This window comes from Desulfomonilia bacterium (assembly GCA_036567785.1).
GTDB lineage: Bacteria > Desulfobacterota > Desulfomonilia > UBA1062 > UBA1062 > DATCTV01.
The window spans coordinates 56,273-82,752 of record DATCTV010000033.1 but is presented as its reverse complement, the minus strand read 5'-3'; the positions used below and the strand labels follow the sequence as shown (position 1 = coordinate 82,752).

Genomic DNA, 26,480 nt, shown 5'->3' with positions numbered 1-26,480 from the left:
CAAATTATGGCTATGTCAAGTTAAAATACTCATATTCATATAGTTTATAAGTTTTAAGTTACTAATTGTGATTAATCGCTTCAGCATTTTCTCCTTTGTCGCTGACATATTCCTCAGCATTAATTTGAAATTGATTGATAACATACTATTTTTGAAAGCCTATGACAAAGCAACAGCCATTGGCAATGCAGCAATAATGAATGCTATCAATATAGACAATATCCACTTTACCGACCTTCTAATGTTTAACTTTCCTATTAATCCGCATCCTATACCTATGCAAATTGCGGCGACAAAAGCAATAATAGATGATTGGTTTATGCCAAAGTATGCTATACGAAACAGTCCTATTACTAATGACGCAACAATTGCTGACGGAAATGTCGTATATAGCGCCATCATAATTATCGGCAGATTGCGCAAATCAAGATATATATCAGACGTAACATGTACGCTGAAAACCATTAGCAGGCAACCTAGCAACCCCGCCATTAACCCAGTTAATACTTTCCTATGCATTGTTGAAGAAGGTGTTGCAATTTTTTCTCTAAATAATTGGTTACTCAAAGTAATAAACGATATCATGATCGTGGCGTTAAAAAACAATTCTTTCGCAAATTCATACATTTTTCACTTATACCCTTTTGTGTTCTTTGATTTGTTCATCATCATAATTTTATAACATACATATAAGAAAAAATATATCACATTTCGTAACTGCTTTCCATCGCTCTAAAGCAGTTTTTTCTGGCAGATACGTGGTCTTGGTCATGGGCAACACTGATGCCGATCAGTTCTATTATCCGATTTGTCAACACGCCCACGATAAAGGCTATGTTTTCTATATTAGTTAACTTGAATATTCCTGTTATGAGGATATCTTGATGTTTTTATTTTTATTTACAGGCTAAAAATGGAGTGTCTTTTTGGCACTGAGCTAAAAAAATGTGGGCTATGTTTTTCTAAAAACGAAAAGCATAGCCCTTTTTTTATTTCCCTGAAAGCACTGACAACTCAAAAAGATTGGAGGACAACACGATGTCAAATGAAACCATGCGATTCTTTTTTCCTCTGAAGCTCATCACCTATCCTCAGTACGACTGCTCGGAAGATGATCAGGAAGAACTTTCTCCCAGGGAAGCTGTGGCATATGAGGATCAGATTCTCGCTGCCATTGCCAAGGAGAATCGTTTCTTCGAAAACGATCGAGGTCTTGCCGAATATATCCACGACGAAGCTCTCAACAAAAAAGTGTATAGCCTTTATCCATCAGTGGAGGTTGTTGACGGCGAGCTGTGGGGAGTTATGAATGCCGGACTGAAGGAGCCCCTCTCCGGCGAAGAAGTTGCCGCACTCTTGGATTATGTCTCTGGACAAAATTCTGACGGATACGGCGAAGGTTTCGAGCAGCGTCCCATCAAAACTCCTGACGGCGAGATTTACGTCAGTTTTTGGAATCATGAAAACTATTCCCTTAAGCTGGAGAATGAAATGAAAAACAAAGCTCCCGACCTTGAACACGGCGGTCCCGTGATGGGAGGGATGTGATGAGCAAGATATTTTCACTCATCGGTTTGGAAACCAATACCGGCATCCGCGACGTTGCCATCATGGGCGGCATCCCTGAAGTGGAGGACATACAAAGATCGCAGACATATCAGGAGCTGGTAGAGGACTGCGGCTGCTCGGAATATATCTCTGTGGTTGTCCAATCCTTCCGGTATGGACAAGGCCCGCCCGAGCTAGCTGCTCTGGAGGACTTACAGTGGATCGGCTCACACAACGAAATTATTAAAAACGGTGAGGCGGAAAAGCTGCAGACTGCACGCTTCGCTATCCTCTATCCCGACCAGGGATTGCAGATGAACATGTAGCGCTCTTTGGTTTCTACCTGAAACTGAAGGGCGCTTTTTTATTTCAGAAGGAGTTGATCAAATGCAGAAAGAAAAAGTGATGATCGTTACACTCATGCGGTCGGACTTATATGACGCGCCGGGATATGTCGGTGCTTACCTAAACCTTCCCGCCAGCCGGGACGAGATACAGGACGCAATGGATCGCGCCCGGATCAGGGACGGTCTGCCATATCAAATTGTCGAGTGCTTTAATATGCAGGGCGAGGAACTGAACTTCATTCAGGAGAAGCCTTCCCTCGACAAACTAAATTTTTTGGCACACCGCATCAGCGATCTGCCCACGCATGACCTGCTGGCTTTCAACGGGTGTGTGGCGATGGGCGATGAACGGCCGGACATGAAAGCACTCATTAATCTAACTTATAGTCTGGAGGATGTCCATGTGGTTCCCGTGAACAATGATCGGGAGCTCGGAAAATTCTATGTGGACAACGACTTCATCGACGCGGTCAATCATATACCGCCGGAGTATCAGAAGGAACTGCTGGAGCTGCTGGACTATGAGAAAATCGGTTATGAGCAGCGGAAAGCGGAAGGCGGTATATTCAAGAATGGTTATTATGTAGTGCATGGCTCCGGTGTTATGAACCAAATCTATGACGGCGCTCACCTTCCCGATCTCCCGGAGGAAGCACCATATATTTTCAAACTCCAGCTAGCCGAGGCGGATTTTAATATGGAAGATAAGGAACCGGATAAGACTGTGCCGCTTCTCCTGCCGGCTGGAGATAAGAAAATCCTCGCGGCACTGGAGCAGCTGGGTGCGGTATCACTGGAGGAATGTGTGTTTACCCATTGCTCCAGTCCCATTCCGATGCTGGAGCAGGCTTTCTCTTTCAGTGAGGACATTGATAAAATGAATCTCCTTGCCGAACGTATCCGAGAACTGGAGAACGCCGGAGAGCTTCCGAAATTCAAAGCTGCCCTGGAAATCAGCGATTGCTCGGACATCGACCAGGCGTTGGACTTGACCAGAAACCTGGACTGCTATGATTTTAATCCTGACCTATCCTCACCAGAAGAATATGCAAGGCAGGAATTCCTCCTACGCTATCACATTCCGGAAAGCGATCCCGACTTGAAGCTGCTCCACTTTTCACGCTGCGATTCCAAATGGATGCAGGAAGCAAAAGCCATCACTACTCCCTATGGCATCATCCGCCGCAACAACCAGGAAATGACCCTGGACTTTTCCATCAAGCAAACCGGCCAACAGATGCGTTGACCGGCCAACTACATATCGGAACAGAATGGCGCTGTCTTTACAAAAAAGGCAGCGCCTTTTTTGTTTTCCGAGGAAGGAGCTGAAGCTATGAATCATGATTTAAAAACAGAAGAAAAAACAGTCGCGGAGATCACCGGACCTCCGAAGTTTACGATACCTTCCCCGAAGGAGCCTTCCCGCTGCGAGGGCTGTCCTTATCCCGGCGTCGGATTTATCTGCTGGAGTCCCGACGGTTCCTGTTTAAAGACCGACCTGGATCGGATACACGGCAAAAAGAAAGGCAGGTGATGCGATGAACAGCATCATCAGCTGGGTGGGCGGCAAGAAAGCATTGCGGGATCTCATTTACCAAAGGATGCCTAAGGAATACGGGCGGTATGTCGAAGTCTTCGGCGGCGGAGGCTGGGTGCTGTTTGGGCGTCCCCTGAACGCGGTCATGGAGGTGTACAACGATTATAATTCCGACCTGACGAATCTGTTCCGCTGTGTCCGTGACCAGCCGATGGCGTTCCTGACGGAACTGGGATTCCTTCCATTAAACGGCCGCGACGAGTTTATGGTCCTAAAACGATATCTGGAGAAGGAGGAATTCACCAGCGAATTTATGCTGAAGGAACTGGAGCTGGCTCAGCGGCAGCTGACTCCGATCCAGTTCGAGGAAATCAAAACCATCCTCATTGAGAAGGCACAGATGAATGACATCAAACGCGCCGCTGCCTTCTTTAAGCTCATACGCTACAGTTACGGAAGCGGCTGTACCAGCTACGGCTGCCAGCCCTTCGATATCCGTAAGACCTTTCATCTGCTCTGGCAGGGCAGCCGAAGATTAAAGGATACCGTCATCGAGAATAAGGACTTCGAGGATGTAATCAAGCAATACGACCGGGAGAACGCCTTTATCTACTGCGACCCGCCGTACTATTTGACAGAAGGTCACTATGCGGTGGAATTTCTCAAGGAGGATCACTACCGTCTGCGGGATGCGCTGGCAGGTTGTCAGGGCAAGTGTCTGGTAAGCTACAACGACTGTGAATTCATACGGGAGCTATATCAGGACTTCCAGATTGAATCGGTCAGCCGCCTGAACAATCTGGCCCAGCGTTATGATAACGGCAGCGAGTATGCCGAAGTCCTGATCTCCAACTACGACACCGGCGAACGGCTGCGGGATATGCCGACCCAGCTGGGGCTCTTCGACCTTGCCGGATTTTATGGCATGGAATAACTATTCAAAAATCAAATTTAGGAGGAAAACCATTATGAAACTGATTGAAAAACGTATTTGCGTAGACAAGGAAGGCCGCCTGCCGTTGCCCATGGAATTCATCAACGCGGCGGCTATCCAGCCAGACTCAGAGATGACCGTGACCCTGGCGATTTCAGAGGAAGGACTGCTTCCCTGCCCGGTGATGGTCGTCTCGCCAGATACCCCGGTAACCTTTGCATTCGCTCCGGACTGTGACGAGGATGAGGAACCGGAGGACGGTGAAGCGGAGGATGACTTCGCGCTTCCTCATGAGCTTTTAAACGCCGCTGGCATTCCCATCGACAGCGATCTGGACGTCACCTGCGTTCCCGGCGCTATCATCATCAAGGAGTCGGATATCCTGAACCGTCTGCCGGACGGTCTCAAAACCCTGTTTCAATCCTTCGGCATCCACCCTGAAACTGTGCGCGACGTCATGAAAAAGGAGGGCTACTTCGTATGAAAAAGAAACCAATTTATAAAATCGTGGACGGCAAGGGCCGCGTCCTTATTCCAAAAGAACTCCGTACCGCCTCCGGCATGGACTACGGCGATATCGTGAAGCTCAGCATTAGCCAGGGAACCATCAGCGTGAAGAAGGTTGATCTCATTGAGGTGGGCGATCTGTCGCCGGAGGCCGTGGAAGCTTATGTCCATGCTGCTATCCGGGAGATGCCGGAGGAAAAGCAGATTTCCATTGCCGCAAAGCTCCTGGAACTCGTTGAGCAGAGGAAGGGGCAACGCCATGAGTGATAAAACCCTATTAGCACAGGAGGATTGCCAGCAGGTCGGTTATGACATGTCCATCACGGGAAAAGTGATCGTTCTTCATTCTTCCGCACTGCCGGAGGAATACCGAAGCGCGGAACGGCAGCTCTATTTCTGCACCGGAGGCAACGGCAGCAATCCCTATCCTATTGGCCGTTCCATTTTCACTGTCTCTCTTGCGGATGGCGAACATGTCCGCTGGAATCGGAGCGACGTCTTCGGCATCGCAAAACCGGAAGCCCTCTCCGAGACGGCCCGCCTCCAGCTCTCTCAAATCCGACCCATCGGCGCGTTGGATTTAAAGGGAAACGAGCCGCAGTTCAGCGGCTACTGCTACCTGCCGGACGGCCGCTACACCTCCGGTGTATGGCTGTGCAGCCCCAAGGAGGTACAGGATTACATCAAAATGCAGAAGGACTACCAGCACAGGATCATGATCTGTGACCGGGATGACTTCTGCGTTTTTGAAATGGTGGAGGGAAAGGTCATCTACCCAACGCAGGAGATACTGGATGCACACCGCGATGGGCAGGAGCCGGGAGGCATGCAGCTGAAGCTATGAAAATATTAAGGACTTAAAGCCGGAATCGAGAATATGGTTCCGGCTTTTTCACAGTCAAATTTAAAACGAAGAGAGGAATGAAAAGTTTATGAACCTGAAAGACAAAAGGAAATGTATCCTCGCGGTATTTCTTCTGGCAGTGCTGCTGGTGACCAGCGGCTTATATATTGCCTATCGCCTGCATCCTGAACTGTTCATAGGTCAGAATGACATCATCACCCGCGGGGAATTTGCCGCGGAGCTGGCAAAGGAGCTGAAGCTGGACACCGCCGGATCGGGAAAAGACACGCCCAGCTTTTCCGACATCGACGGACATTGGGCGGAGAAGTACATCGAGGCCCTCGTTGACGCCGGCATCATTGACCCTGCCGATTACCCGGACGGCTTCAAGCCCGACGAGCCCATCACCCGCGCCGAGATCATTAAAATGATGGTGCGTGCCAAGGGCCAGGACGAGGAAGCGAAAAACACCCAGGGACACAGCGGCTACGATGACCAGTCGGATATCGCGGACGATGACAAGGGCTATGTCATCGTCGGAAAGGAGGATGGCATCATCGGGGACACGGATGACAACAAGCTCCATCCGAACGACCCGGTGACCAAAGGGGAAGCCGATGATCTGATCGATAAGACGAACCCGAAGCCGGCTACTCCAACACCGTCCCCGACAACCCCGGCAACCGATACCACTACGCCGACGCCGACACCGACGCCTACCGACCCTGATAAGGAACAGCCGACACCAACCCCGTCTCCGACCCCGACCCCGACACCGACACCCACGCCGGGTGGTGGTTCAGGCGGCGGTTCTTATTATGTCCCGGATGCGCAGGTGCGGTTTGACCTGCCCGAAACGGCGCACACCGACACCGAAATCAAGGTGATGCCCGTATGGAAATACATGCAGAGTTTCACTTGGACAATGACGAAAACGGCGGTGGACGGCTCCGAACAGCCGGTGGCGCTGGCCGACGCCGTCACCGGCACCCTGGGACTGGAGGGCGGCACAATCCAGTTTAAGGAGGAAGGCAAGTACACTCTCACGGCGACAGCGAAAAACGTCAGAGGAAAAGAAACCGTGTTGAGCAAGACAGTGACAGTCTATCCTGTGATTGACTTGACCTTTGACCTGCCGGAAACTACCCACACCGATAAATCAACTACGCTCACCTTCTCACCAGAAAAACTCTACGGCCACGACATCGTGTGGACAGCGGAAAAGGATGGAGCGCCTGCTCAGATGGCCGACATACTGGATGGTACGCTGGGGAATGACGGCGGCACCTTTGTGTTCAAGACCAAGGGCGGCTATACGCTGACCGCCACCATCACCGATGAAACCGGGCGCATTTTTACGCATACCGAGAGCACCAAGGTTTACCCGATAGTCGGTATTGCTTTCACGCTGCCCGCTGCTTCCCATACGGACAAGACCGTGGAGGTAGCCACCACGCTGACTGAAAACGGCGGCCTGTCCGTAGTGTGGAGCCTGACCAAGAACGGTGAAGCCGCTGTGCTATCCGACGAGCTGGAGGGCGCCCTGACCGATGCGGGAGGAAACATCCGGTTCAAGGACAAGGGCGTGTACATACTGACCGGAACCCTCACCGATGAAACCGGCCGTACCTTCGAAGCCTCACAGACCGTCACGGTCTACCCTGTGGGCTCCGTTGGTTTCTATCTGCCGGAGATCACACATACCGACACCAGTGTTCTTGTAAAGGCAACATTCCAGAATCTTGGAACTGCAGAAATCCAGTGGTCACTGATAAAAGACGGCAAAGCCGTGCCTGTTGCCGACTGCATCGAAGGAACGCTCACGGACACGAACAGCACCATCCGCTTCAAGGAAAAGGGCGAATATGTGCTGAAAGCCGCCTTTGCCGACCCTGCAGGCAGAACCTACAGCTATACCGCACCCATCAAGGTCTATCCGGTACCCAGCATCACCTTCAAGCTGCCGCAAACCGCCCACACCGATACTGCTGTTTCTGTGATTCCAGAAACCTTGGAATTAGGGAACTTAAAAGTGGAATGGCTGTTGGAGAACGGCTTCGGATTCCAAGATCTTGCGACCTACATCGACGGATCGCTGGACAACAATGGCGGAATCATCCGCTTCAAGCACGCCGGTACCTATGAGCTCATCGCAAGGATCACCGACGAAACCGGGCGCGTGTTCCTCTACGAGGACGGCGGCAAGATCGAAGTCCTGCCGGTGCTGAACATTTCCTTTGAACTGCCGGCATCAACGCATACCGACCGCACCGTCGACCTTCGAACCCGCGGCAACAATAATGTGCTGCCGGTGGAATGGACGCTAACCAAGGACGGCAAGCCGACAGAGCTCTCCGACGCACTGGAGGGCAGCCTGAATGCTTACGGCGGCAAAATCCAGTTCAAGGAGGTTGGAGAATACACCCTGACCGCCTCCATGACGGATGCTCTGGGCCGTGTGTTCTCTTACAGCGCCTCCACCACGGTTTATCCCATCCCGTCCATCCTGCTAGATGTTCCGCAGATCTGGTACGCCAGTGAAACCGGAACGGTCAGTGTCAGCGGTACCGATCTGGATAACCTCACCGCAGACTGGACGATCATTCAGGGCGACGGCGGCGCACAGCCTTATTACATTTATGCCTCCGGCACCCTGACCAAAACAGGCGGGGCGATCACGTTCCCAATTAAAGGACAGTACACGCTGATTCTTACGATGACAGACCCCACCGGCCGTACCTTCGTAAGAAGTCAGAGCTTTATTGCCTTTCCCATCCCGTTTATGTCAGTCGGTCTCCCTCAGACCTGGCATGCCGGAGAAGCCGGAACGGTCAGCGTCAGCGGTACAGACCTGGATAACCTCACCGCAGATTGGACCATCAAGCAAGGGAATGGCACTGCAAAGCCATATTCCACTTACGCTACAGGCACGCTTACCAAGGACGGCGGTACAATCACTTTCCCCACGAAGGGGCAGTATGAACTGATCTTGGCCATGAAGGACACCAACGGCCGTACCTTTACGGAAAGCCGGAGCTTCACGGTCTATCCCATTCCGACCATGAGCATCAGCATCCCGCAGCCCTGGTACACCGGGGAAGCCGGGACGGTCAGCGTCAGCGGTACCGATCTGGATAATCTCACCGCGGACTGGACGATCATTCAGGGCACTGGTGATGCCAAACCGTATTCTACTTATGTTTCCGGCACCCTGACCAAGAATGGCGGCACGATCACCTTCCCCTCGAAGGGCCAGTATGAACTCGTCCTGACCATGACGGACCCCACCGGCCGCACGTTTACAAGAAGCCGGAGCTTCACAATATCCCCCATCCCAACCATGAGCATCAGCATCCCAACGCTGACCTACAGCGGCGAGTCTATGGCAGTCACCGCCTCCGGCACCGAGCTGAGCGGAGCCACGGCAGGCTGGTACCTTTCCGTCGATGGGGGCGCTTTTAAGCCCTACACGGATTATGCCACCGGAACCCTTGGAATGAGCGGCGGCACCCTGCGGTTCTATACGGATAAAACCATTTCCGTGAAGCTGCAGGCAGTAGTCACCGACACCAACGGGCGAAAATTCACCTTTACCTCCAATGCCGGAACAATCAAGCCCATCGCCAGCTTTGCGTTTACGGTTCCTTCTTCTGCACATATCGGTTCCGGATTCAGCGTATCGTTACCATCAACCTCCGGGCTGGAGGGCAGAACCCTCAACTGGTCGCTGACAACGGACGGCAGCGCAGCCAGCTACACAGGAAGTCTGTCGAACAGCGGCGGCACCATTGCCATCAGCGCCACAGGAAGCTATGTCCTGACGGCCAACACCACCGACAGCGCAGGCAGAACCTTCAGCTACTCACAGGGCATCACCATCACCAACAGTGCACCAAACAAGCCTTCAGGTAGCGCCTCGGTAACCAGAACAGCCAAGGATGGTAATCTCCTGGTCAACCTCTATGCCTACGCTTCCGACCCGGACGGGGATTCCGTGTCTCTGGAATACTCCGGCAACACCTCCGACAGCTACTATGCCGTGGGCAGCCATACAGTCTATGTCCGGGCAAAGGATGCCTGGGGGCTGTATTCCGATTGGACAGGCATAACCTTCACGGTGACCAACTCGGCGCCGACCACACCCGTTATAACCCGCACGCCGGATGGCAACAGTATAGCTCCCGGTGTAGCGATCACTATCACGGCAAGCAGCACCGACCCGGACGGCGATGCCATCACCTATGTGTGGGAGGGCAGGCCGGCCCAAACCAGTACCAGCTACCCGTTGGGTAAGAATGTAGTTCGTGTGAAAGCTGTAGACTCCACGGGAGCGGAATCACCCTGGGCGGCTATCGTGTTCTTTGTCGCCGACCCTAACAAGGGCGGCGGCATGACGCTGACCGGCCCGGAATCGGTTATCTTGGAGCAGGGTATCGCAGGCGCGACTATCACCAGCTATACCTTTACAGTGCCGCCTGTGTCTGGGCATTCCGGTAACGACTACGGTCGCGTCCGCGGGTATAACATACTGACTGGACAGTGGGACCAGCTGGATTATGGGACCACGACCAACGGCATCACCTTCAGCCGTAATCTGGCGGCCGGGATTTACAGCCAACTGGAGTTTTACTATTACACCAATCATGACTGCATGTACAATAAGAGTAACATCACTTATTCCGTCACGTTCTACTTCCAGTAACCCGGCAGAGCAGACGGAAATCAGAAAAGGAGGAATCGCCAATGAGCGCTGAAAACCAAAGGCTTTGTCTGCGCCCCGCTTCGACTGAGGAAGCGGGGCTGTTTTATTCTCAGGATGGGAAGGATCATGAGCTCGGAACGGTCGGCCACCTGCGCGTCGACTTTGGGCATGGAGGCAGGGAGTTCTGGTCAACCTGGTGGCCGCACAATGAGGACACGTTAAATACACCGGAATTCAAGTCGGAGCTTCAGTCCTTCGTGAACGAGCTTCGCAAGATGGGACCATTGAGAAATCTCTCCGCAATGTCGGAATATTGCTGCGGCCATGGTGACGGCAAGCTGGGCGACGGCTCCAGAGGAAGCTATGGGTTTGTTGCCGAAAGCGAGCATTACCGTTACTGCCTACGGTGTACACCGATCCAGGGTGATTACAATGCCTATCTATATATCTACGACAAGCGTCAGCAGGAAATGAGCCAGCTTCAAAAGCTCCTGGATGCAGAACAGGATTTGCCGGAAATGTGCTTTTCCACCCTGTCCAGTGATGGGAGCTTGATCTGCGTCAAGCATGGCGAAACCGGCTACTACAAATCGGATTGGGATACCGGCAATCCGGAAAAGAACCGGGAACTGGCCGATTACAACAACGAAAAGCTGGGTGTCTCTAAACTGCAGGAGGAAGCCATGGTCATCAAATCCATGACCGGATGGACTTCTCAGGAGTCTGCATCCCAGGAGTCCGGCATGGAGCAGACAATGGGAGGAATGTGACGCAAGGAGGTGCTATATGAACGGAATCCAAATCAAAAACAACCGCATTCTCTACTATGGCAATACGGCGGGCTATCTTGACACCAAACGGGCAACGGCCATAGTGGACCCGATGTTTGAAAACGATGAGCTGAAATCTTATCTTTCAAACACCAAAGGGCTTAACATTGAGTGGAGGCCCGGTACCTTTGACCGTCTGGCGACGGGTAAGCTCGACCCGGAGGGCAACCTGCAGGTGCTGAAGAAATGCAGGGTGCATCAGCTGAAGCCGGATGCCGATATTATGATGAAATTCATCGGATACGACGAACTCACGGAGCGCTTCGGGGAGCCTGACCCTTCCAATTACCAAGTGGTATACGACGGCGAAGTGGAAACCAACGATCTGGAGGAACTCTATGCTAAATTCAACCTGGACCACCCGCCCAGCTACGAAGGGCACAGCCTCTCTATGTCGGACGTCGTGGAGCTGTATGATGAATCGGGCAACTCCTTCCACTATGTCGACCGCTTCGGCTTCCGGGAGATACCGTTTCAGGAATCGGGACAAGAGCTGGAGCAAGGCCCGCAGATGAGTATGTAACCCAAGTCACTCGCAGCCGGAAGGCTGCTTTATTAATGAAAAGGAGGAATCGACCATGAGTAAAACCCAGGCAGCACCCAAGGCTCCCCAGCAGGATGCACAGACCGCCGCGGAACAGCCCCTGCCCATGAAGATAGATGTGAAAATCAGCTCCATCCGGCCGGAGGGCAATATCCGTGCTATCGCATCCGTCAATCTGAATGACTGCTTTGCCATCCGCAACGTGAAGGTGATGGACAGCACTAAGGGGCTGTTTGTAGCCATGCCCAGCTACAAGGCCGGAAGCGGTGAATACAAGGACATCTGCTTCCCGGTAACCAAGGAATTCCGGGAGCAGCTGAACAACGTCGTCATTGACGCTTACCATCAGGCTCTGACGCAGAGCCAGGGACAGAACCAGCAGAAGGCGGAAGTATCCCCTTTTGAACAAACGCCGGAGCAGCGCTCCGGCATGCAGATGACGGGACTATAGGTCCCGCCATCCTTGTCACACAACAACTACAACAAAAATATCGGAGGTAAATTAATATGAAGAAATTCCTGAACAAGATCAAGAGAAACCTGTCCAACATGGCGGTCAATATCCGTGACCATCTGACCTTGAAGTATCTCACGGCAAAGACCCTGCTCTGCTCCCAGCGCGGGGAGGGATTTGTGGATACCGCCATAAAAATCCTAATGGCCGTTGTAATCGGCGCGCTTGTCCTCGCCGGGCTCTATGCCCTGTTCGGAGAAACGGTGCTTCCGACCCTGAAGCAGCGGATCACGGACATGTTCAATTATGGGAAGTAACCTGCCGCTGCTGTTGCAGGGCGGACTTTTTACCGCTCTACTGTTCGCGGCTTCCGTGTGCGACGCTAGAAAGCAGCTCATACCGGATTGTATTTGTATTGGGATTGCCTTAACCGGGTTACTGACCTTTACGCCGGAAAAGCTGCTGGGACTCGTAACCGCCGTCATTTTTTTCGGCATTGCCCTCTGGCTTGGCGGTTTGGACGGCGGGGACATCAAGTACACCGCCGCGGTAGGGCTGGTGCTGGGCCTTCACAAAAGCATGGCGGGGATCATCCTTGGTTTTACCGCCATGCTGATATTTCATGCCATATATACCCTGATCCAAAAGGCGCACAGAGGGGATATACGAAAATCATATCCCCTCGCGCCTTTTTTCTCTCTCGGCTGCCTGGCAGCCTATTTCTTTTTTTAGGAGGAACATTCTATGAGCTTTTTGAAAAACCGCACGGTGCTGGGGGCTATCTGCATCGTGCTTTCCCTGATTATCTGCTTTGCGCTGACGCCTCTCTTTAACCAGAGTGTATCGCAGAAAACCACCGTAGTCCGGGTGGTCAAGGACATCCAAAACGGCGAACAAATCTCCAAGGATATGGTGCAGGCTGTGGAGGTAGGCGGCTACAACCTGCCCGAAAACGTCATGACGAAAGCCGATTCGGTGATCGGAAAGTATACCAAGGCAGATTTGTCGCCCGGCGATTACATCCTCGCCGCCAAACTGTCGGACAGCCCGGCTTCGGAAAACGCCTACCTGTATGATCTGAACGGAAGCAAACAGGCCATTTCCGTCACCATCAAGAGCTTCGCGGAGGGCTTATCCGGCAAGCTGGCCTCCGGAGATATTGTCAGCGTCATTGCCCCGGACTACAAAAAGCAGGGCTCCACGGTCATCCCCACCGAGCTGACCTATGTGGAGGTCGTCGGAGTGACCGCCAGTTCCGGCTATGACACCGATCAGGCCGATACACAAACGGATAAATCCACAAGTTCGAATAATGAAAAGCAGCTTCCCGCCACCGTAACCCTTCTTGTATCGCCGGAGCAGGCGAAAATCCTGGCGGAGCTGGACTCTGAGGGAAAGCTCCACCTGTCTCTGATATACCGAGGCACCAAGGATGGCGCCCAGAAATTCCTTGCCATTCAGGATAAACTGCTGGAAGCACTGTATCCGAAACCCTCGCAGAGCCAAAGCGGTACCTCCACAACAGGCAATGCCACATCGACAAGCAGCGCTGCGGGCGGCACATCAACCAGCAGCTCAGCCAAAGCCGCCGCAGCCAATACCGCTGCAGAATCGCAAAGCACGGAAAGCGGGGGACGCTGATGATGAATTTCATGAAAGGGAGTCTTTTCTCCCGAAACCAGCTGAAGCCGCCCCAGGAGGATTTGGAACCGGATGTTCAGGTTCTGGCCGTGTGGGGCAGTCCCGGCAGCGGCAAGACCACCGTCAGTGTGCGCCTTGCCAAGTATCTGGCCGATCATAAGCGCAACGTTGCGTTGCTTCTTTGCGATATGACGGCTCCGATGCTGCCATGTATTTGTCCGCCTGCCGACCTGGAATGCGAACGATCCCTGGGCAGTATTCTGGCGGCGACCCACATCACCGATACCCTCATCCGCCAGAACTGCATCACCCTCAAGAAGATGGGCTATCTGACCATCATCGGTATGATGAAGGGCGAGAATATGTATACATATCCGCCCTATACTCCGGAACTGGCGGTTGAACTCATTGACCACCTGCGGGATGTTGCCCCGTATGTCATCATCGACTGCGGCAGCTACATTGCCTATGATGTCCTCTCGGCGGTTGCGCTTCTGGAGGCAGATTCCGTCCTCCGGCTGGTGAACTGCGACCTTAAATCGGTCAGTTATCTGTCCAGCCAGCTCCCGTTGTTACAGGAACAGAAATGGGACGCGGATAAGCAATACAAGGCGGCATCCAACGTGAAAACCAATCAGGCCGGGGAGCACATCGAGCAGGTGCTGGGCAACATGGCGTTTAAAATCCCGTATTCCTATGAGCTGGAGAATCTGGCGCTGGCGGGAAACCTGCTTGGGGAGCTGGCGCTCAAGGACAGCCGTGGCTTCCGCTCGGAGATCGCCAAAATCGCAAAGGAGGTGTACGGCGCATGAAAAAAGAATCAGGACAGCCGGATATCTTATCTGCTCCAAACATGACGGGCAATCAGAACCTGTTCTTCTCCTCCGGGGAAACGGTCCGGGAGTTCCGCTCGGTGCTGCAGGATGTGCAGGAGTATATCTCCAGCAAATACGCGACGCTGATCACGGACGGAGGAACCGAGGAAGTAAAGGCGCAGGTCAAACGCTATATCACAAAGTATGTGCAGGATTACCGCCTAACTGTGGCCGGTATGACGCAGACGCAGCTGGTGGATGCCTTATACACGGAGATGGCGGAATTCTCGTTTTTAACCAAGTATATCTTCGGCACGGGTATTGAAGAAATTGACGTTAACGCCTGGAACGATGTAGAGGTGCAGTACAGCAATGGTCACACCAGAAAGCTGGACGAACGGTTTGACAGCCCCGCTCACGCAATCAATGTGGTTCGCCGTATGCTCCATGTGTCCGGTATGGTACTGGACAACGCAAGCCCCGCCATCCTGGGGCATCTAAGCAAGAACATCCGTATTGCGGCGTTAAAAACTCCACTGGTGGATGAGGACGTAGGCGTTGCCGCCAGTATCCGTATCGTAAACCCGCAGTCCATGCAAAAGGCTGACTTTATCCGGGGCGGCACCGCCACAGAACCCATGCTGGACTTTTTGGCGGAATGCCTGCGTTATGGGATATCCGTCTGCGTGGCTGGCGCAACCAGCTCCGGCAAGACCACGCTGGCCGGATGGCTCCTGACTACCATCCCCGATAACAAAAGAATATTTACCATTGAGAACGGCTCCCGTGAGCTGGCGCTGATCCGGCAGATGGACGGCAAGATCACAAACAGCGTCATCCATACTTTGACCCGGTTCAGTGAAAATGAAAAACAGAATATCGATCAGGACATCCTACTGGACATGGCTCTGCGCTTTAATCCTGAGATCATTTGTGTGGGTGAGATGCGCGGACCGGAAGCCTACGCCGCCCAGGAGTCAGCCAGAACCGGTCACACGGTGCTGACCACCATCCACTCCAACAGTTGTGAAGCCACCTGGCGTCGCATGGTCACCCTATGCAAGCGCAAGTATGATATGGCGGATAACACACTGATGGATCTGGTTACCGAGGCGTTCCCCATTGTGGTATTCGCCAAGCAGCTCGAAAACAAACAGCGTCGTCTCATGGAGGTTATGGAGTGTGAAATCCTTCCAGACGGTACAAGGAATTACCGCAGCCTCTTCCAGTTCCAGATCACCGAGAACCGCGTGGAAAACGGGAAGTTCATCATCAACGGGAACCACCGGGCGGTACAGGGGATTTCACCCAGCCTGCAGAAGCGCTTTCTGGAAAACGGGATGCCTCAGGACACCTTAAACCGCGTTCTTTCGACAGGAGGTGCAGTAGCTTGACCGCAATCCTTTTAATTGCCTGCGTCGGTATGATTGCCGGCGCTTTTCTGTTGCTCGGAATCTCACCCCTTGCGTTTACCGACGGCCTCTTCGGGTTTCTGACCCGGAAAAACAAGAGCATCCGTTCAGAGATCAACGAGGCCGCCCGGCGCAAAAAAATGTCCTTTTTCCGGCGAGAGATCACGGAGGTGCAGGAAATCCTCAAGATCACCGGACGGAGCAGCCGCTTTTCCCTTATCTGCGCGGCATCCCTGCTGTGCTTTGCCGGCGGCGCCAGCCTTGCCATCCTCATGGGGAATGTTTTTCTGGTGCCGGTGCTGGCAGTCGGTATGATGTTTCTTCCGTTCTGGTACGTCCGATTGACATCAAGCCACTACAAAAAGAACATCGCCGCCGAGCTGGAAACGGCTTTATCCATCATCACCACGGCATATCTGCGGAACGAGGATATCGTGACGGCGGTGGAGGAAAGTCTCCCCTACCTGAACCCACCGGTCCGGAGTGTTTTTGCCGGATTTCTGGCGCAGGTAAAGCTCATCAGTCCGGACATTGACGATGCTCTCCATGCGATGAAGCCGAAAATTGAAAACGAGGTTTTCCGGGAGTGGTGTGACGCCATCGCCGCCTGCCAGTACGACCGAAGCCTGAAAACCACCCTGACCCCCATTGTCAGCAAGCTGTCCGACATGCGCATTGTTAACGCGGAGCTGGAATACCTGGTATTCGAACCCCGGAAGGAATTCATTATCATGGCGATGCTGGTGGTTGGGAATGTACCCATCATGTATTTACTCAACAAGGACTGGTACCACACCTTGATGTATACGGTGGTGGGACAGATCATTCTGGCAGTGTGTGCTGCTGCCATCTTTATTTCCACGGCATTTGTGATCCGACTGACCAAGCCCATTGAATACAGGAGGTGACGCAGATGATAAAGCAATTATTTTTAGCAGGAATCCTGCTTGCCGCGGGGCTGTTTTTTGTCCTCTCGGATATTCTGAAGCTGCCCACCATGAAAGCGGCCAAGGCTATGCTGGAGGCAGGAAAAGGTAACAAAAAAGCCGCAAAAACCATAGAAGCCTGGATCATGTCCGGCGCGGTCCGGCTGTCAAAGCATATCCGCATGGATGAGTACAAGCACAGCCGGATGGCAAATATCCTCAAGGCTGCAGGCTACTCCATGACCCCGGAGGTCTACGCAGCCTACGCCATCACCAAGGCCGGAGCCATCCTGCTGGGCGCTATTCCATGTCTGCTCCTGCTTCCTTTGGTCACGCCGGTCCTGATCATCCTCGCTGTTCTGACCTACTTTAAGGAAATCCGCAAGGCTGATGAACGACTGAAGGCAAAACGCGATCAGATCGAGGGCGAGCTGCCCCGGTTTGTGGCGACGGTCGAGCAGACCTTAAAATCCAGCCGAGATGTACTTGCAATGCTGGAGAATTACAAGAAAAACGCCGGTCCTTCCTTCGTGCGGGAGCTGGATGTGCTGACAGCCGACATGCGCTCCTCATCCTACGAGGCCGCCCTGACCCGGTTTGAAGCAAGGCTCAACTCGCCCATGCTGTCCGATGTAGTAAGAGGACTCATCGGCGTCCTACGGGGCGATGACAGCGCCGTGTATTTTCAGATGCTGGCTCATGACTTCAAGGCACTGGAGCTCCAGCGGCTCAAGGGACAGGCGCAGAAAATCCCGCCGAAAATCCGCGTGTTTTCCTTCGTGATGCTGATGTGTTTTTTGCTGACATATATGGCGATCATCGCGGTTCAGATCTTAACGTCCCTTGGCAACATGTTTTAAAAAGGAGGAACCCATATGGATATGGAAAGAAAAAAACTTGAAAAGAAGCTGCAGGAACGGATTGAGGCAAACTACCGCACCTACCTCCAGCAGCTCCAGGACCGACCCGCTTCCGACCTCATTGAGCAGGCCGCGGAGATCGCCGCGGTAAAGCTCGTCTATGATGAGCTTATGGGTGGCTGTAATCCGGATTATGCGGATTACCTGCTCCGGTTTGATAACCCGCTCCAGTTAGTGAGCGACCAGTGGCTGGCGGAGCAGAATGTGTCCCATGCCGACGAAATGGACCATGTGCTCTGGAACATCGCCGACAAAGGGCTGGGAGAGGGGGACTATGCCATGCTGGAGGATGGGCAGACCCCGGAACAGAACGAGGGGGTACGCTTATGCTGAAGCTCCTCCGTTCCCAGCGCGGCGAGGGGTATATCGATGTGGCAGTGCTGGTGCTGTGTGTCATGCTGGTTCTCGCTGTTGCTGTCAGCGTCATGCCGGTATTCATAACGAAAAACAAGCTGGACACTTACGCCTCAGAGCTGTGCCGGGAAGCGGAGATCGCCGGACGCGTCGGCACGGAAACCACCCTCCGGGCGCAGGTCCTGACGGAACAGACAGGGCTGACTCCAAATATTACATGGTCGAAAACTGGAAGAATCCAGTTGAACGAGGAATTCACCGTAACGCTCACCACTCAGGCGGATATTGGGCTGTTCGGCGGCTTTGGAAGCTTCCCTGTTACTCTGAAGGCTGAAGCGTCCGGTAAGAGCGAGGTGTATTACAAGTGACAAATGGAAAATTATGTGCTATACTCAAAAGCAAGAAAGGGACAGCCTTTCCCCTCACCGTTGCGGTCACCCTGGCTCTGCTGCTGTTCCTTTGCGCCGCTTCCGAAGGCATTCGGCTGATGATCATCGCGCAGGGTGTCCGGGATGCGGTACAATCCGCTGTGATTTCGACGGTAAACGATAATTATGAAAACGTGTATCACGGCGTGAGGGAGGGCTATAGCGGAGCATACCAGCCCTCGGCGGCCGAGTTCGAGCAAAGTCTCAATTACGGCGACATTTACAGCCGGCTGGACAAGGTGCTGGGGCTTACGCAGGAGAACGGCTACCAAGTAAAATATACCGGAAGTAACGTGGAATTCAAGCTATCCGGACTGTCCGTCAGCCTACGGAACATGCCGCTGGCCCCGTCGAATCCTGACAATACGAACGGCTTCCTGGCTGATACAATGATACGGCTGGAGGTTCCGGTATCCTTTGCCGGGAACCTTCTGCCGCCGATGATAATCAATCTCAAGGTTCAGGCAAAATATATGCCTTTATTTTAGGTTCTGAAGCGTGGTCCATAGACTTATGGAAAAGTCTGTGGTAATGTGTGATACTGAAAAAAGGAAATTGACAACCAACATGAAAAAGGAGGTAACATACCATGAAACTGACAGAAAAAGCAAAAAAGCGGCTCACGCTTGCCGGACTCGGTGTCGTGTGTGTCGTCCTTGTCATAGCGATAGCCTCGCAGTTCAAAGCAGCGGCACCCAAAGAAGCAGATGTGCAGCCTTCAACTACGGCAACAAACACTGTGACCCCCTCTGTCTCAACTCCTGCGGCTACGGAAACCCCGACTCCCACACCGGAAGTCAGCGTACAACCCATAACCCCGACCGAATCGGCTTCTCAGGTGACAGATACCGGAGATTCCACTGGAACTGATCAGAGCATTCAGGCAGAAGTGACGAAACCCGCTGAGCCTTCGGAGGAAGCAAAAACGAATCCCTCTCAAAAGCCAGACAGCAGTACATCCTCATCCTCAACACCGGCAACGCCGAAATCCGGAGATAAGAAAGACGGAAAAATCTATGTGCCCGGATTTGGATGGATTGAAGATAATGGCGGAGGCGGATCTGGAACAACGGTCGGAAATCCCGGCGATGAACTGACAGGAAACAAGGTCGGTTCAATGAACTCTTTAGATTGAAGTGACTAACACGTAAATGTTAATAAAAGAAACTATAAATACTTGATAACAAAGGATTTTCCCTTGTAGACCGTCATATAGGCGGAAGGCAGATGGAGCAGCAACTTCAAGGTTATTCATAAGATATATGTAAGTGGCACCTCAAGCGTTTTTTATATGTTACTATTGGACTTGGTCTTTTTAGACATATAAAAAACGTAGGGGGTGCTTTATTTATGGAATTAAGCATTATCAAGGACCAGGGAGTAGATATCATCGTTTTATTAGATGATTCTATGAAGATTGTAAAGCCTGTGCAGGACTTTCTGAGATATCAGAGGCTAAAGGGCAGAGCGGATAACACAATTAAGGCAAACGGGAGGGATTTGAAGATCTATTGGGATTTTCTGAATCACAATCTCTATAGTTATGATGAGATAACTATAACCAAGATGAGTGAGTTTTTGGAATATCTCAGAAACTCAGATTGTCCTGACGGGCTGGCGCTTTTCAAGTCAAGCAGCAGGACACCACAAACAATAAACCGGATTTTAGGCACGGTACACAGCTTTTACAGGTACTGTGGGATGATGAAGGAAATAGAGAATCCGATCCTGATGAAAGACATAAACAGGCCATTTAACATGTTTAAAAGCTTTCTGCATCATGCGCGCCACGATAACCAGACAAAGCAGTCCATCTTTAAGGTGAAACAAAGTACCCATACCGTCCGCCTTGTAAGGGATACGGAGGTTGAAGCCTTTTCCAAAGTGCTGTCGGCAACAAGAGATAGACTGATATTAAAAATTCTATACCTGACCGGTGCGAGAATTGGTGAGGTTTTGGACCTTCAGATAGAGGATATTCCCTATCCCGATTCAACAATGCAAATGGGCGTACTGACCGATATCAAATCCAAGGGGAAACGCAGAAATTTGTATCTGCCGATGTTTCTGCTGGAGGAGATTGACCGGTTTGTTATTGAAGAAAGAAGCCTTATTGAAGTGGAACACGGTTATATTTTTGTATCCTTAAAAAAGAATCATTACGGAAAGCCTCTGACATACAGAGCTGCTTATGAAGTATTCAATACAGTGAAGAAAAGGACGGGCATATTTTTTAATTTTCACGACCTGCGCCATACCTTCATAAGCCGTCTGGTTGAAAGCGGCATGGATTTCAGTGTGGTAAAAATTATTGCCGGGCACGAACAGATAACGACAACACAGCAATATACCCATATTTCCAATCAATATTTAAGAGAGAGCCTGAATAAATATTGGGAAAGCAGCTCTTTGTCGGGAGGTGTTTTCCGTGACAAATAGCCTTCCGCGGGAAAATGTATGGCAGTTGACGGATAAAGACGATCAATCGCAATTCTACGGCCGGGAGCTAAGGTTTGATTTTTCCTATGCCGCTTCTGATGAAATCAAGGAACTATTACAACATTATGTATGGCACAATTACAGAACACGAAGCAAAACCTTATGGAAGCTTTACTGTGATGTGTCGGACTTTAAGCACTTCAACGAATTTGCCGACAGCCGGAATTTAAGGAGTCTGAAGAATCTGGATAACGATCATATTTCTTTGTATATATCCAGTTTGAGGACAAAATTATCAAAGGTAACAAAAAAGCCACTGGCATATCAGAGACAGAAAAAGTGCTTTGATGTGGTGAAAACAATTATTCGTTGGGGACAATTGCATATGCCGGATTATGTGCCTGAAACAGAAATTTTTATCGGAAATGAATACCCTGGAGTGAACGACAAGCTTAGGATAGAATTTATTCCGGATGACATTGTCCTTCAGATAGAGGAAGCTCTGAAAAATGAAGAAAACCCTTATGTTAAATGTGGCATCATTCTTCTGCAATCCTCCGGTGTTCGTATCGGAGACATGCTCCTGCTGACTACGGATTGTGTTGAACCGCATGTAATTAATGGATATACCCTCACCTGGTATGATCATAAAAACCGAAAGGAAAGGCCTCCCCTGCCTATCCCTGACAGATGTGCGGAGGCGGTTAAGACGCTCATTCGGTTTACAGAACCCTTAAGAGAACAGGCTAAAAATGATGTTAAGCAGTATATTTTTATCCATCAGATGAAAGCCGGTTTCCAAAAAGGGATGGTTCGGCCCATACAGCAGTTGGAGTACAGAAATTTATTGCTGGATTTTGCTGCCCGGCATGACATAAAAGATGGAAACGATGACATTTTTAGAATTAAACCACACCAATTCCGGAGAACACTTGCAACCGACATGCTTTCCAAGGGGACGAATATTAAAGTGATACAGGAAGTGCTGGGGCACACAGCAGTTTCTACAACCAAAATGCATTATTCGGATGTAAAAGACAAAGAGCGGGCAGAACAGTTTGGCAAAATTGGTATTATCGGTCATGTGAATCAAGTGGATAAGTCTGTTATTCCAGATGCGGATGAGTTAAAGTGGTTCCGGGAAAACAGGGAAACAGGCGCAAAGATGTGCGATGGATACTGTACAAAGCCGTTTAAGAATGGGATTGTATGCGACAGACTGCTAAAGAGGCAGAAATGTTATTCCTGCAGCCGGTACATTACAACACCGGAATATCTGGAGTTTCACAAAAATCATCTTAAAACCATGGAAGAGCAATTGGAGAACAATGTGTATGGGCACCACTACGCAGAGCATTTTCAGGCAACCATCCAAATTTTAAGAGAGATCATTGTACGGTTGGAGGAAATCAGACATGACTAAAGCTATGAAATTAGAAGTTCTGAGTGATAACACAGATTACGAAAACATTTTAGTAGGCAATTCCAAATTTACAGACGATATGTGGGATATGGCACCCTTCATACCTCGAAAAACGCTGGCAAGTACGCACAAGCACATACGCTTTGGTTATATTGAAAATGAGGAAATGAAATGGACGGTAAAATTATATGCCTACCACCGATTGAGCCGGATTACGCCATTCTCCGTTCACCACGAAATTAATGGAGTTCTTCCCGTTTTCTTTGAATACTGTAAAAACAATTCCATCACCAGCTTTGAGCAGATCACAAAAGAAATATTTCTGGATTATACCTACTGGCTGAAAGAAGTCAAAAAATACAGGGAAAGCACCGGATTCAAACGTTCAAGGATTTTGGAAGAAATCATACGGGTCGGACAAATTAAAGGCTGGGCGGTACCTTCGGACAACCTTTTTCTGCAAATCGCTTCAAGTGATTTGTGGAATCCGCGAGAGGATAAGAAAAAGAACAAATTCAAACCCATTCCAGAGGACGTTTTTGACAAGATACTCTTCCACGCTGTTCATGATGAAAAGGATATCCTGACAAAAGCCGGAATCATCATTCAAAGCCAGACAGGGTTGAGGCTCAATGAGGTGTTATCCATCAAGGAGGGCTGCATCCATCGCAAAGATGGCGGCCATGATTATATGGAAGTCAGTTTAAGTAAAACCGTCAAGGGTGAGGCGATAGTCCACAAAGTTTTTATCAATCAATTGGTAAAAGATGCAGTCAAAGAATTAAGTGATTCAACAGAACCTTTAAGACGGGAAAGCGGCCTGCATGAACTGTTTCTAACCAGATCGCAGCCATTTCACAACAAAGTTGTGGTATACAAGGTTGATCTTTTCACAACTATTAAGATATCCCAATTCATTCAGAGATGGGATATCCGAGATAGCAAAGGAAATCTTTACCCATTAATGAGTCATCAGTTCCGGGCCACTTACGTCAGAGAATTGGTCAAGCGGAAAATGCCAATAGCCTATGTGATGAAGCAGTTTGCCCATGTTTCCATTGAGATGACTTCACATTACCTTACGCTTCAAGAGGAAGAAATCAAAGAAATTTATTTGGAGGTGATATTGAATCCCAAGGCAAAGCTTGCAGGAATGAGAGCCGCTGAAATACGTAGCAAGTTGGATCAGCAGTTCAAAGGCAGGACAGAAACCGAAATTGATAATATTATCTCGGAACTGTCGAAATCAATGAGTTTCAATCCCCTGCCCAATGGCGTGTGCCTTTACGATTTCAGGAGGGGCAATTGCTCAGATGGTGACGGATGCTTCTTTTACAACTGCCCGAACTATGTAACCGAAGCAAGCTTTTATCCGGTATTGCAGAAGGAATTAGAATTAATGGAAAAGGAGATGATGCGATTTAGGGAATTAGGTCATGAAAGAGACTGGCAGCGGCAATATGTTAAATACAAATATCTGAAACCTTTAGTCGATAGTTTGGAGGTGCAAGTCAATGGTTAAACAAAAGCAATCTAAAAATACAGATGGATTGAAAGCCTACGCAGAAAAAAAGAACCAGGAAACTATCGACAGAGTGAATGAGGCTATTGATAGGCTGAAACGATCAAGCAGCAGGCCAATCAACTTTAAAACGGTTGCAGAGGCAGCCGGCGTGTCAAAGGCTACACTGTACAACAACGATATATTGAAAGAAAGAATATTAAGCCTCAGAGCGATGAAAAAAGGTATACGGACTCAAGGAGTTGCTGCTGCTTCAAATGATCAAATGCAATTGCAGGCAGAGAAGATAAAGCAATTGTACAAGGAAATCAGCAATTTGCGGGAAGATAAGAAAAAATTGATTGTTCAATTGGTGCTGATGGAAGAATTGAAAGATGAAAACCGGAAACTCCGGGAACAGATTAAGAGATTATCTTCTCAAAAGGTAACGTGTTAGACGTTTAAAAGTATCTAACAACAGACAAAACCTTTAGTTGCAGGGCTTTAACTCGTGTTAGACACTCTGCAACTAAAGATAATCGATGGATTAAAATTTAACAGCCATAAAAAAGTACCGTTTTTGCGGTACTTTTTTTGTGCTTAGGAGGCATCTATATGAAACAACGATTAACTATTTTTCTTATATTGGTGCTTCTGCTGTTTAGCATCTTCCCCATTACAGCCTATGCCGAAGGCGAAGGCAATATAGATAATGGGGGTGGAGGGATGGGCAGCGGTACCAGCGAAAATTACTGGAATGTTGGAGATGAAGGAGTCCGTGTTACTGTTGTGAGAGCAAGCGATAGAGCTATCGTGACCACACCTATAGACTTTACAAACAAGACCCCAAACAACATACAAGTTCACTTTGGAATATATTGCAAACTGTCTTATTCAAACGGTCAATCATTAACACCAAACACACACACATACACATATGTTAATCCATCTAAAGCCATGCCCCGCATTATCAGCTCAGGCAGCGGGCAAGCCAGCCTAGAACAAATCAAGAGCTATTTTACAGATGAATTGGTTATTCGTTATATAGCTCAAGTTACAGGCATGAGTTATGATGTCTTAATTAATGGTCAATATAAACTTCTCTTAGAACCAATTGCCTATATGACCTTTGGGGGTACAAAGTATGCTATGACTGCCACGGAAGCCGCGCTTTTCGATCAGCAGTTGGATGGCGGTCTACGAAGCAAAATGGTGTCTCTCAGTCACAAAAACCTCCCGCTGGCGATGTTTCTTGAAACCGCGGATCTCGGCTATCCAGCATGGAGCGGCTCCACAACTACTGCCGCCTCGGATACGGATATCATCTCATCACTTGGGCTTGGTATCGTGCGGTTCAATGGCGCTGAAGCGGACCCTGCCGAAGTCAGCACGGTTGACTACGAATACCGCGTCAACACAGAGGTAATTACCTCTGTAACTGTGCGGGGCGGACAGGCCGATCCGGATAATCCTGTCACGGTTAAATTTACTATCGGCGGCCATATCTACACGGTAAGCGGTGTGTATTATCCAGAGGGTGACAGCCAGCTGGTGTGGGTGCGATGGACAACACCGTCCACTCCGCAGACGATGACTATTCGAGTATCAGTGACTGGCAGCGGTTCGGCAAGCCAGGGGACCATAACGGCAAAGATCGTCGATCTCTCAGGGAATGATCCCCCCAATCCGGTGGCGGATGATCGCAACGACTCCTACACCACGCCGTCCGTACCAAGCAAAGCGCAGAATACCTCTGCATCGTGGGGAATCTGGCATCCCTGGTGGCATGCCAATTGGGTATGGATTTCTACGGGTGAAGATACAGGATATTGGGTAGACGAAGGTTGGTGGGAGTTCGACTGGATTTCCTATAGGGCAAGCCTTTCCGCCGCAATGAGCATTGTTCCCGATGCCAAAGACCCCACCGCTTCGGGCGAGACTATGAAATCGGGCTATGGCATCAACCAGACCACCACGGCAAATGTCAGTACCAACCAGTCCTCGGCAGTGACAGATGCACAGACTGCCGTAACCTATTTCCCCGAATTTCAATATAAGACATACTGGCGGCTGCTAGAGCAGACGCAATCCGGATACAACGCTAAATTTGAGTTCGCATCCAACAAATACTCGACCTATAAGCGCCGGACACACTTTACGCCCATCTGGTTCCCGGACGGAAGCTACACGGCGTATACATGGCTCATTGACTGCTGGACGCCAGCCGGAATGTTGTCAGCCAACCTCACAGACTCGGTCAACATACAGGGCAACCTGTGGTCGGACTGGCATATCGCCCCTGTAAAACCCTAACTTCAGGAAAGAAAAAGGATCACAGAGTAAACGACTTTGCGATCCTTTTTCATGTAAAAAA

29 protein-coding genes are annotated in these 26,480 nt (G+C 50.4%); all 29 read left to right on the top strand.

The annotated features are described in order from the left end of the window. Positions 1-124 precede the first annotated feature (124 nt). Positions 125-682 (top strand): hypothetical protein, encoded by a 558-nt coding sequence (locus VIS94_08285; protein HEY9161068.1) that lies wholly within the window; start codon positions 125-127, stop codon positions 680-682. A 356-nt stretch (positions 683-1,038) separates the two neighbouring features. After that, entirely contained in the window at positions 1,039-1,548 is a 510-nt protein-coding gene (locus VIS94_08280; GenBank protein ID HEY9161067.1) for a hypothetical protein, read from the top strand. Continuing rightward, positions 1,548-1,874, top strand: a complete 327-nt coding sequence (locus VIS94_08275) for a hypothetical protein (protein ID HEY9161066.1) — start codon at positions 1,548-1,550, stop codon at positions 1,872-1,874. Before VIS94_08280 ends, VIS94_08275 begins: the two co-directional genes overlap by 1 nt. 61 nt (positions 1,875-1,935) lie before the next feature. After that, entirely contained in the window at positions 1,936-3,141 is a 1,206-nt protein-coding gene (locus VIS94_08270; protein ID HEY9161065.1) for an antirestriction protein ArdA, read from the top strand. Positions 3,142-3,228: 87 nt separating this feature from the next. Further along, positions 3,229-3,429, top strand: coding sequence for a hypothetical protein (locus VIS94_08265; GenBank protein ID HEY9161064.1), 201 nt, complete (start codon positions 3,229-3,231; stop codon positions 3,427-3,429). A 4-nt stretch (positions 3,430-3,433) separates the two neighbouring features. Further along, positions 3,434-4,366: a DNA adenine methylase gene (locus VIS94_08260; GenBank protein HEY9161063.1), complete on the top strand. Its 933-nt coding sequence runs from the start codon at positions 3,434-3,436 to the stop codon at positions 4,364-4,366. Positions 4,367-4,400: 34 nt separating this feature from the next. Continuing rightward, positions 4,401-4,850, top strand: a complete 450-nt coding sequence (locus VIS94_08255) for a hypothetical protein (protein HEY9161062.1) — start codon at positions 4,401-4,403, stop codon at positions 4,848-4,850. Further along, positions 4,847-5,140 carry an AbrB family transcriptional regulator gene (locus tag VIS94_08250; protein ID HEY9161061.1) on the top strand — a complete coding sequence of 98 codons (294 nt, stop codon included), beginning with the start codon at positions 4,847-4,849 and terminating at the stop codon, positions 5,138-5,140. The genes VIS94_08255 and VIS94_08250 overlap by 4 nt, the downstream gene beginning before the upstream one ends. Further along, entirely contained in the window at positions 5,133-5,717 is a 585-nt protein-coding gene (locus VIS94_08245; GenBank protein ID HEY9161060.1) for a hypothetical protein, read from the top strand. Before VIS94_08250 ends, VIS94_08245 begins: the two co-directional genes overlap by 8 nt. An 88-nt stretch (positions 5,718-5,805) precedes the next feature. Continuing rightward, complete coding sequence (locus VIS94_08240) at positions 5,806-10,419, top strand: S-layer homology domain-containing protein (GenBank protein ID HEY9161059.1); 4,614 nt, start codon at positions 5,806-5,808, stop codon at positions 10,417-10,419. Between the two features lie 41 nt (positions 10,420-10,460). Continuing rightward, positions 10,461-11,189, top strand: a complete 729-nt coding sequence (locus VIS94_08235) for a hypothetical protein (GenBank protein ID HEY9161058.1) — start codon at positions 10,461-10,463, stop codon at positions 11,187-11,189. A 16-nt stretch (positions 11,190-11,205) separates the two neighbouring features. Continuing rightward, a complete protein-coding gene (locus VIS94_08230; protein ID HEY9161057.1) occupies positions 11,206-11,772 on the top strand; it encodes a YodL domain-containing protein in 567 nt (188 codons plus the stop codon). Positions 11,773-11,827: 55 nt separating this feature from the next. Beyond that, positions 11,828-12,244, top strand: a complete 417-nt coding sequence (locus VIS94_08225; GenBank protein ID HEY9161056.1) for a SpoVG family protein — start codon at positions 11,828-11,830, stop codon at positions 12,242-12,244. Between the two features lie 98 nt (positions 12,245-12,342). Further along, positions 12,343-12,564 (top strand): DUF6133 family protein, encoded by a 222-nt coding sequence (locus tag VIS94_08220; GenBank protein ID HEY9161055.1) that lies wholly within the window; start codon positions 12,343-12,345, stop codon positions 12,562-12,564. Continuing rightward, on the top strand, positions 12,554-12,979 hold the full coding sequence (locus tag VIS94_08215) for an A24 family peptidase (protein ID HEY9161054.1): 426 nt from the start codon (positions 12,554-12,556) through the stop codon (positions 12,977-12,979). Before VIS94_08220 ends, VIS94_08215 begins: the two co-directional genes overlap by 11 nt. 12 nt (positions 12,980-12,991) lie before the next feature. Further along, a complete protein-coding gene (gene cpaB, locus VIS94_08210; protein ID HEY9161053.1) occupies positions 12,992-13,888 on the top strand; it encodes a Flp pilus assembly protein CpaB in 897 nt (298 codons plus the stop codon). Beyond that, the gene (locus VIS94_08205; GenBank protein ID HEY9161052.1) at positions 13,888-14,700 is read left to right on the top strand and encodes a ParA family protein; all 813 of its coding nucleotides are present in this window, start codon (positions 13,888-13,890) and stop codon (positions 14,698-14,700) included. Before cpaB ends, VIS94_08205 begins: the two co-directional genes overlap by 1 nt. After that, positions 14,697-16,097 (top strand): CpaF/VirB11 family protein, encoded by a 1,401-nt coding sequence (locus VIS94_08200; GenBank protein HEY9161051.1) that lies wholly within the window; start codon positions 14,697-14,699, stop codon positions 16,095-16,097. The genes VIS94_08205 and VIS94_08200 overlap by 4 nt, the downstream gene beginning before the upstream one ends. Beyond that, a complete protein-coding gene (locus tag VIS94_08195) occupies positions 16,094-17,023 on the top strand; it encodes a hypothetical protein (GenBank protein ID HEY9161050.1) in 930 nt (309 codons plus the stop codon). The genes VIS94_08200 and VIS94_08195 overlap by 4 nt, the downstream gene beginning before the upstream one ends. A gap of 5 nt (positions 17,024-17,028) precedes the next feature. After that, positions 17,029-17,901 (top strand): secretion protein F, encoded by an 873-nt coding sequence (locus VIS94_08190; GenBank protein HEY9161049.1) that lies wholly within the window; start codon positions 17,029-17,031, stop codon positions 17,899-17,901. A gap of 15 nt (positions 17,902-17,916) precedes the next feature. After that, on the top strand, positions 17,917-18,294 hold the full coding sequence (locus tag VIS94_08185; GenBank protein ID HEY9161048.1) for a DUF3848 domain-containing protein: 378 nt from the start codon (positions 17,917-17,919) through the stop codon (positions 18,292-18,294). After that, positions 18,288-18,683, top strand: coding sequence for a DUF4320 family protein (locus VIS94_08180; protein ID HEY9161047.1), 396 nt, complete (start codon positions 18,288-18,290; stop codon positions 18,681-18,683). The genes VIS94_08185 and VIS94_08180 overlap by 7 nt, the downstream gene beginning before the upstream one ends. Then, the gene (locus VIS94_08175) at positions 18,680-19,231 is read left to right on the top strand and encodes a hypothetical protein (GenBank protein ID HEY9161046.1); all 552 of its coding nucleotides are present in this window, start codon (positions 18,680-18,682) and stop codon (positions 19,229-19,231) included. Before VIS94_08180 ends, VIS94_08175 begins: the two co-directional genes overlap by 4 nt. A gap of 101 nt (positions 19,232-19,332) precedes the next feature. Then, complete coding sequence (locus VIS94_08170) at positions 19,333-19,878, top strand: DUF6550 family protein (protein ID HEY9161045.1); 546 nt, start codon at positions 19,333-19,335, stop codon at positions 19,876-19,878. Between the two features lie 215 nt (positions 19,879-20,093). Further along, positions 20,094-21,182: a tyrosine-type recombinase/integrase gene (locus VIS94_08165; GenBank protein HEY9161044.1), complete on the top strand. Its 1,089-nt coding sequence runs from the start codon at positions 20,094-20,096 to the stop codon at positions 21,180-21,182. Beyond that, positions 21,172-22,605 carry a site-specific integrase gene (locus tag VIS94_08160; protein HEY9161043.1) on the top strand — a complete coding sequence of 478 codons (1,434 nt, stop codon included), beginning with the start codon at positions 21,172-21,174 and terminating at the stop codon, positions 22,603-22,605. The genes VIS94_08165 and VIS94_08160 overlap by 11 nt, the downstream gene beginning before the upstream one ends. Then, positions 22,598-24,127 carry a tyrosine-type recombinase/integrase gene (locus tag VIS94_08155; protein HEY9161042.1) on the top strand — a complete coding sequence of 510 codons (1,530 nt, stop codon included), beginning with the start codon at positions 22,598-22,600 and terminating at the stop codon, positions 24,125-24,127. The genes VIS94_08160 and VIS94_08155 overlap by 8 nt, the downstream gene beginning before the upstream one ends. Further along, positions 24,120-24,563 carry a DUF6262 family protein gene (locus tag VIS94_08150; GenBank protein HEY9161041.1) on the top strand — a complete coding sequence of 148 codons (444 nt, stop codon included), beginning with the start codon at positions 24,120-24,122 and terminating at the stop codon, positions 24,561-24,563. Before VIS94_08155 ends, VIS94_08150 begins: the two co-directional genes overlap by 8 nt. A 158-nt stretch (positions 24,564-24,721) precedes the next feature. Next, positions 24,722-26,419: a hypothetical protein gene (locus tag VIS94_08145; GenBank protein HEY9161040.1), complete on the top strand. Its 1,698-nt coding sequence runs from the start codon at positions 24,722-24,724 to the stop codon at positions 26,417-26,419. Positions 26,420-26,480: the final 61 nt, after the last annotated feature.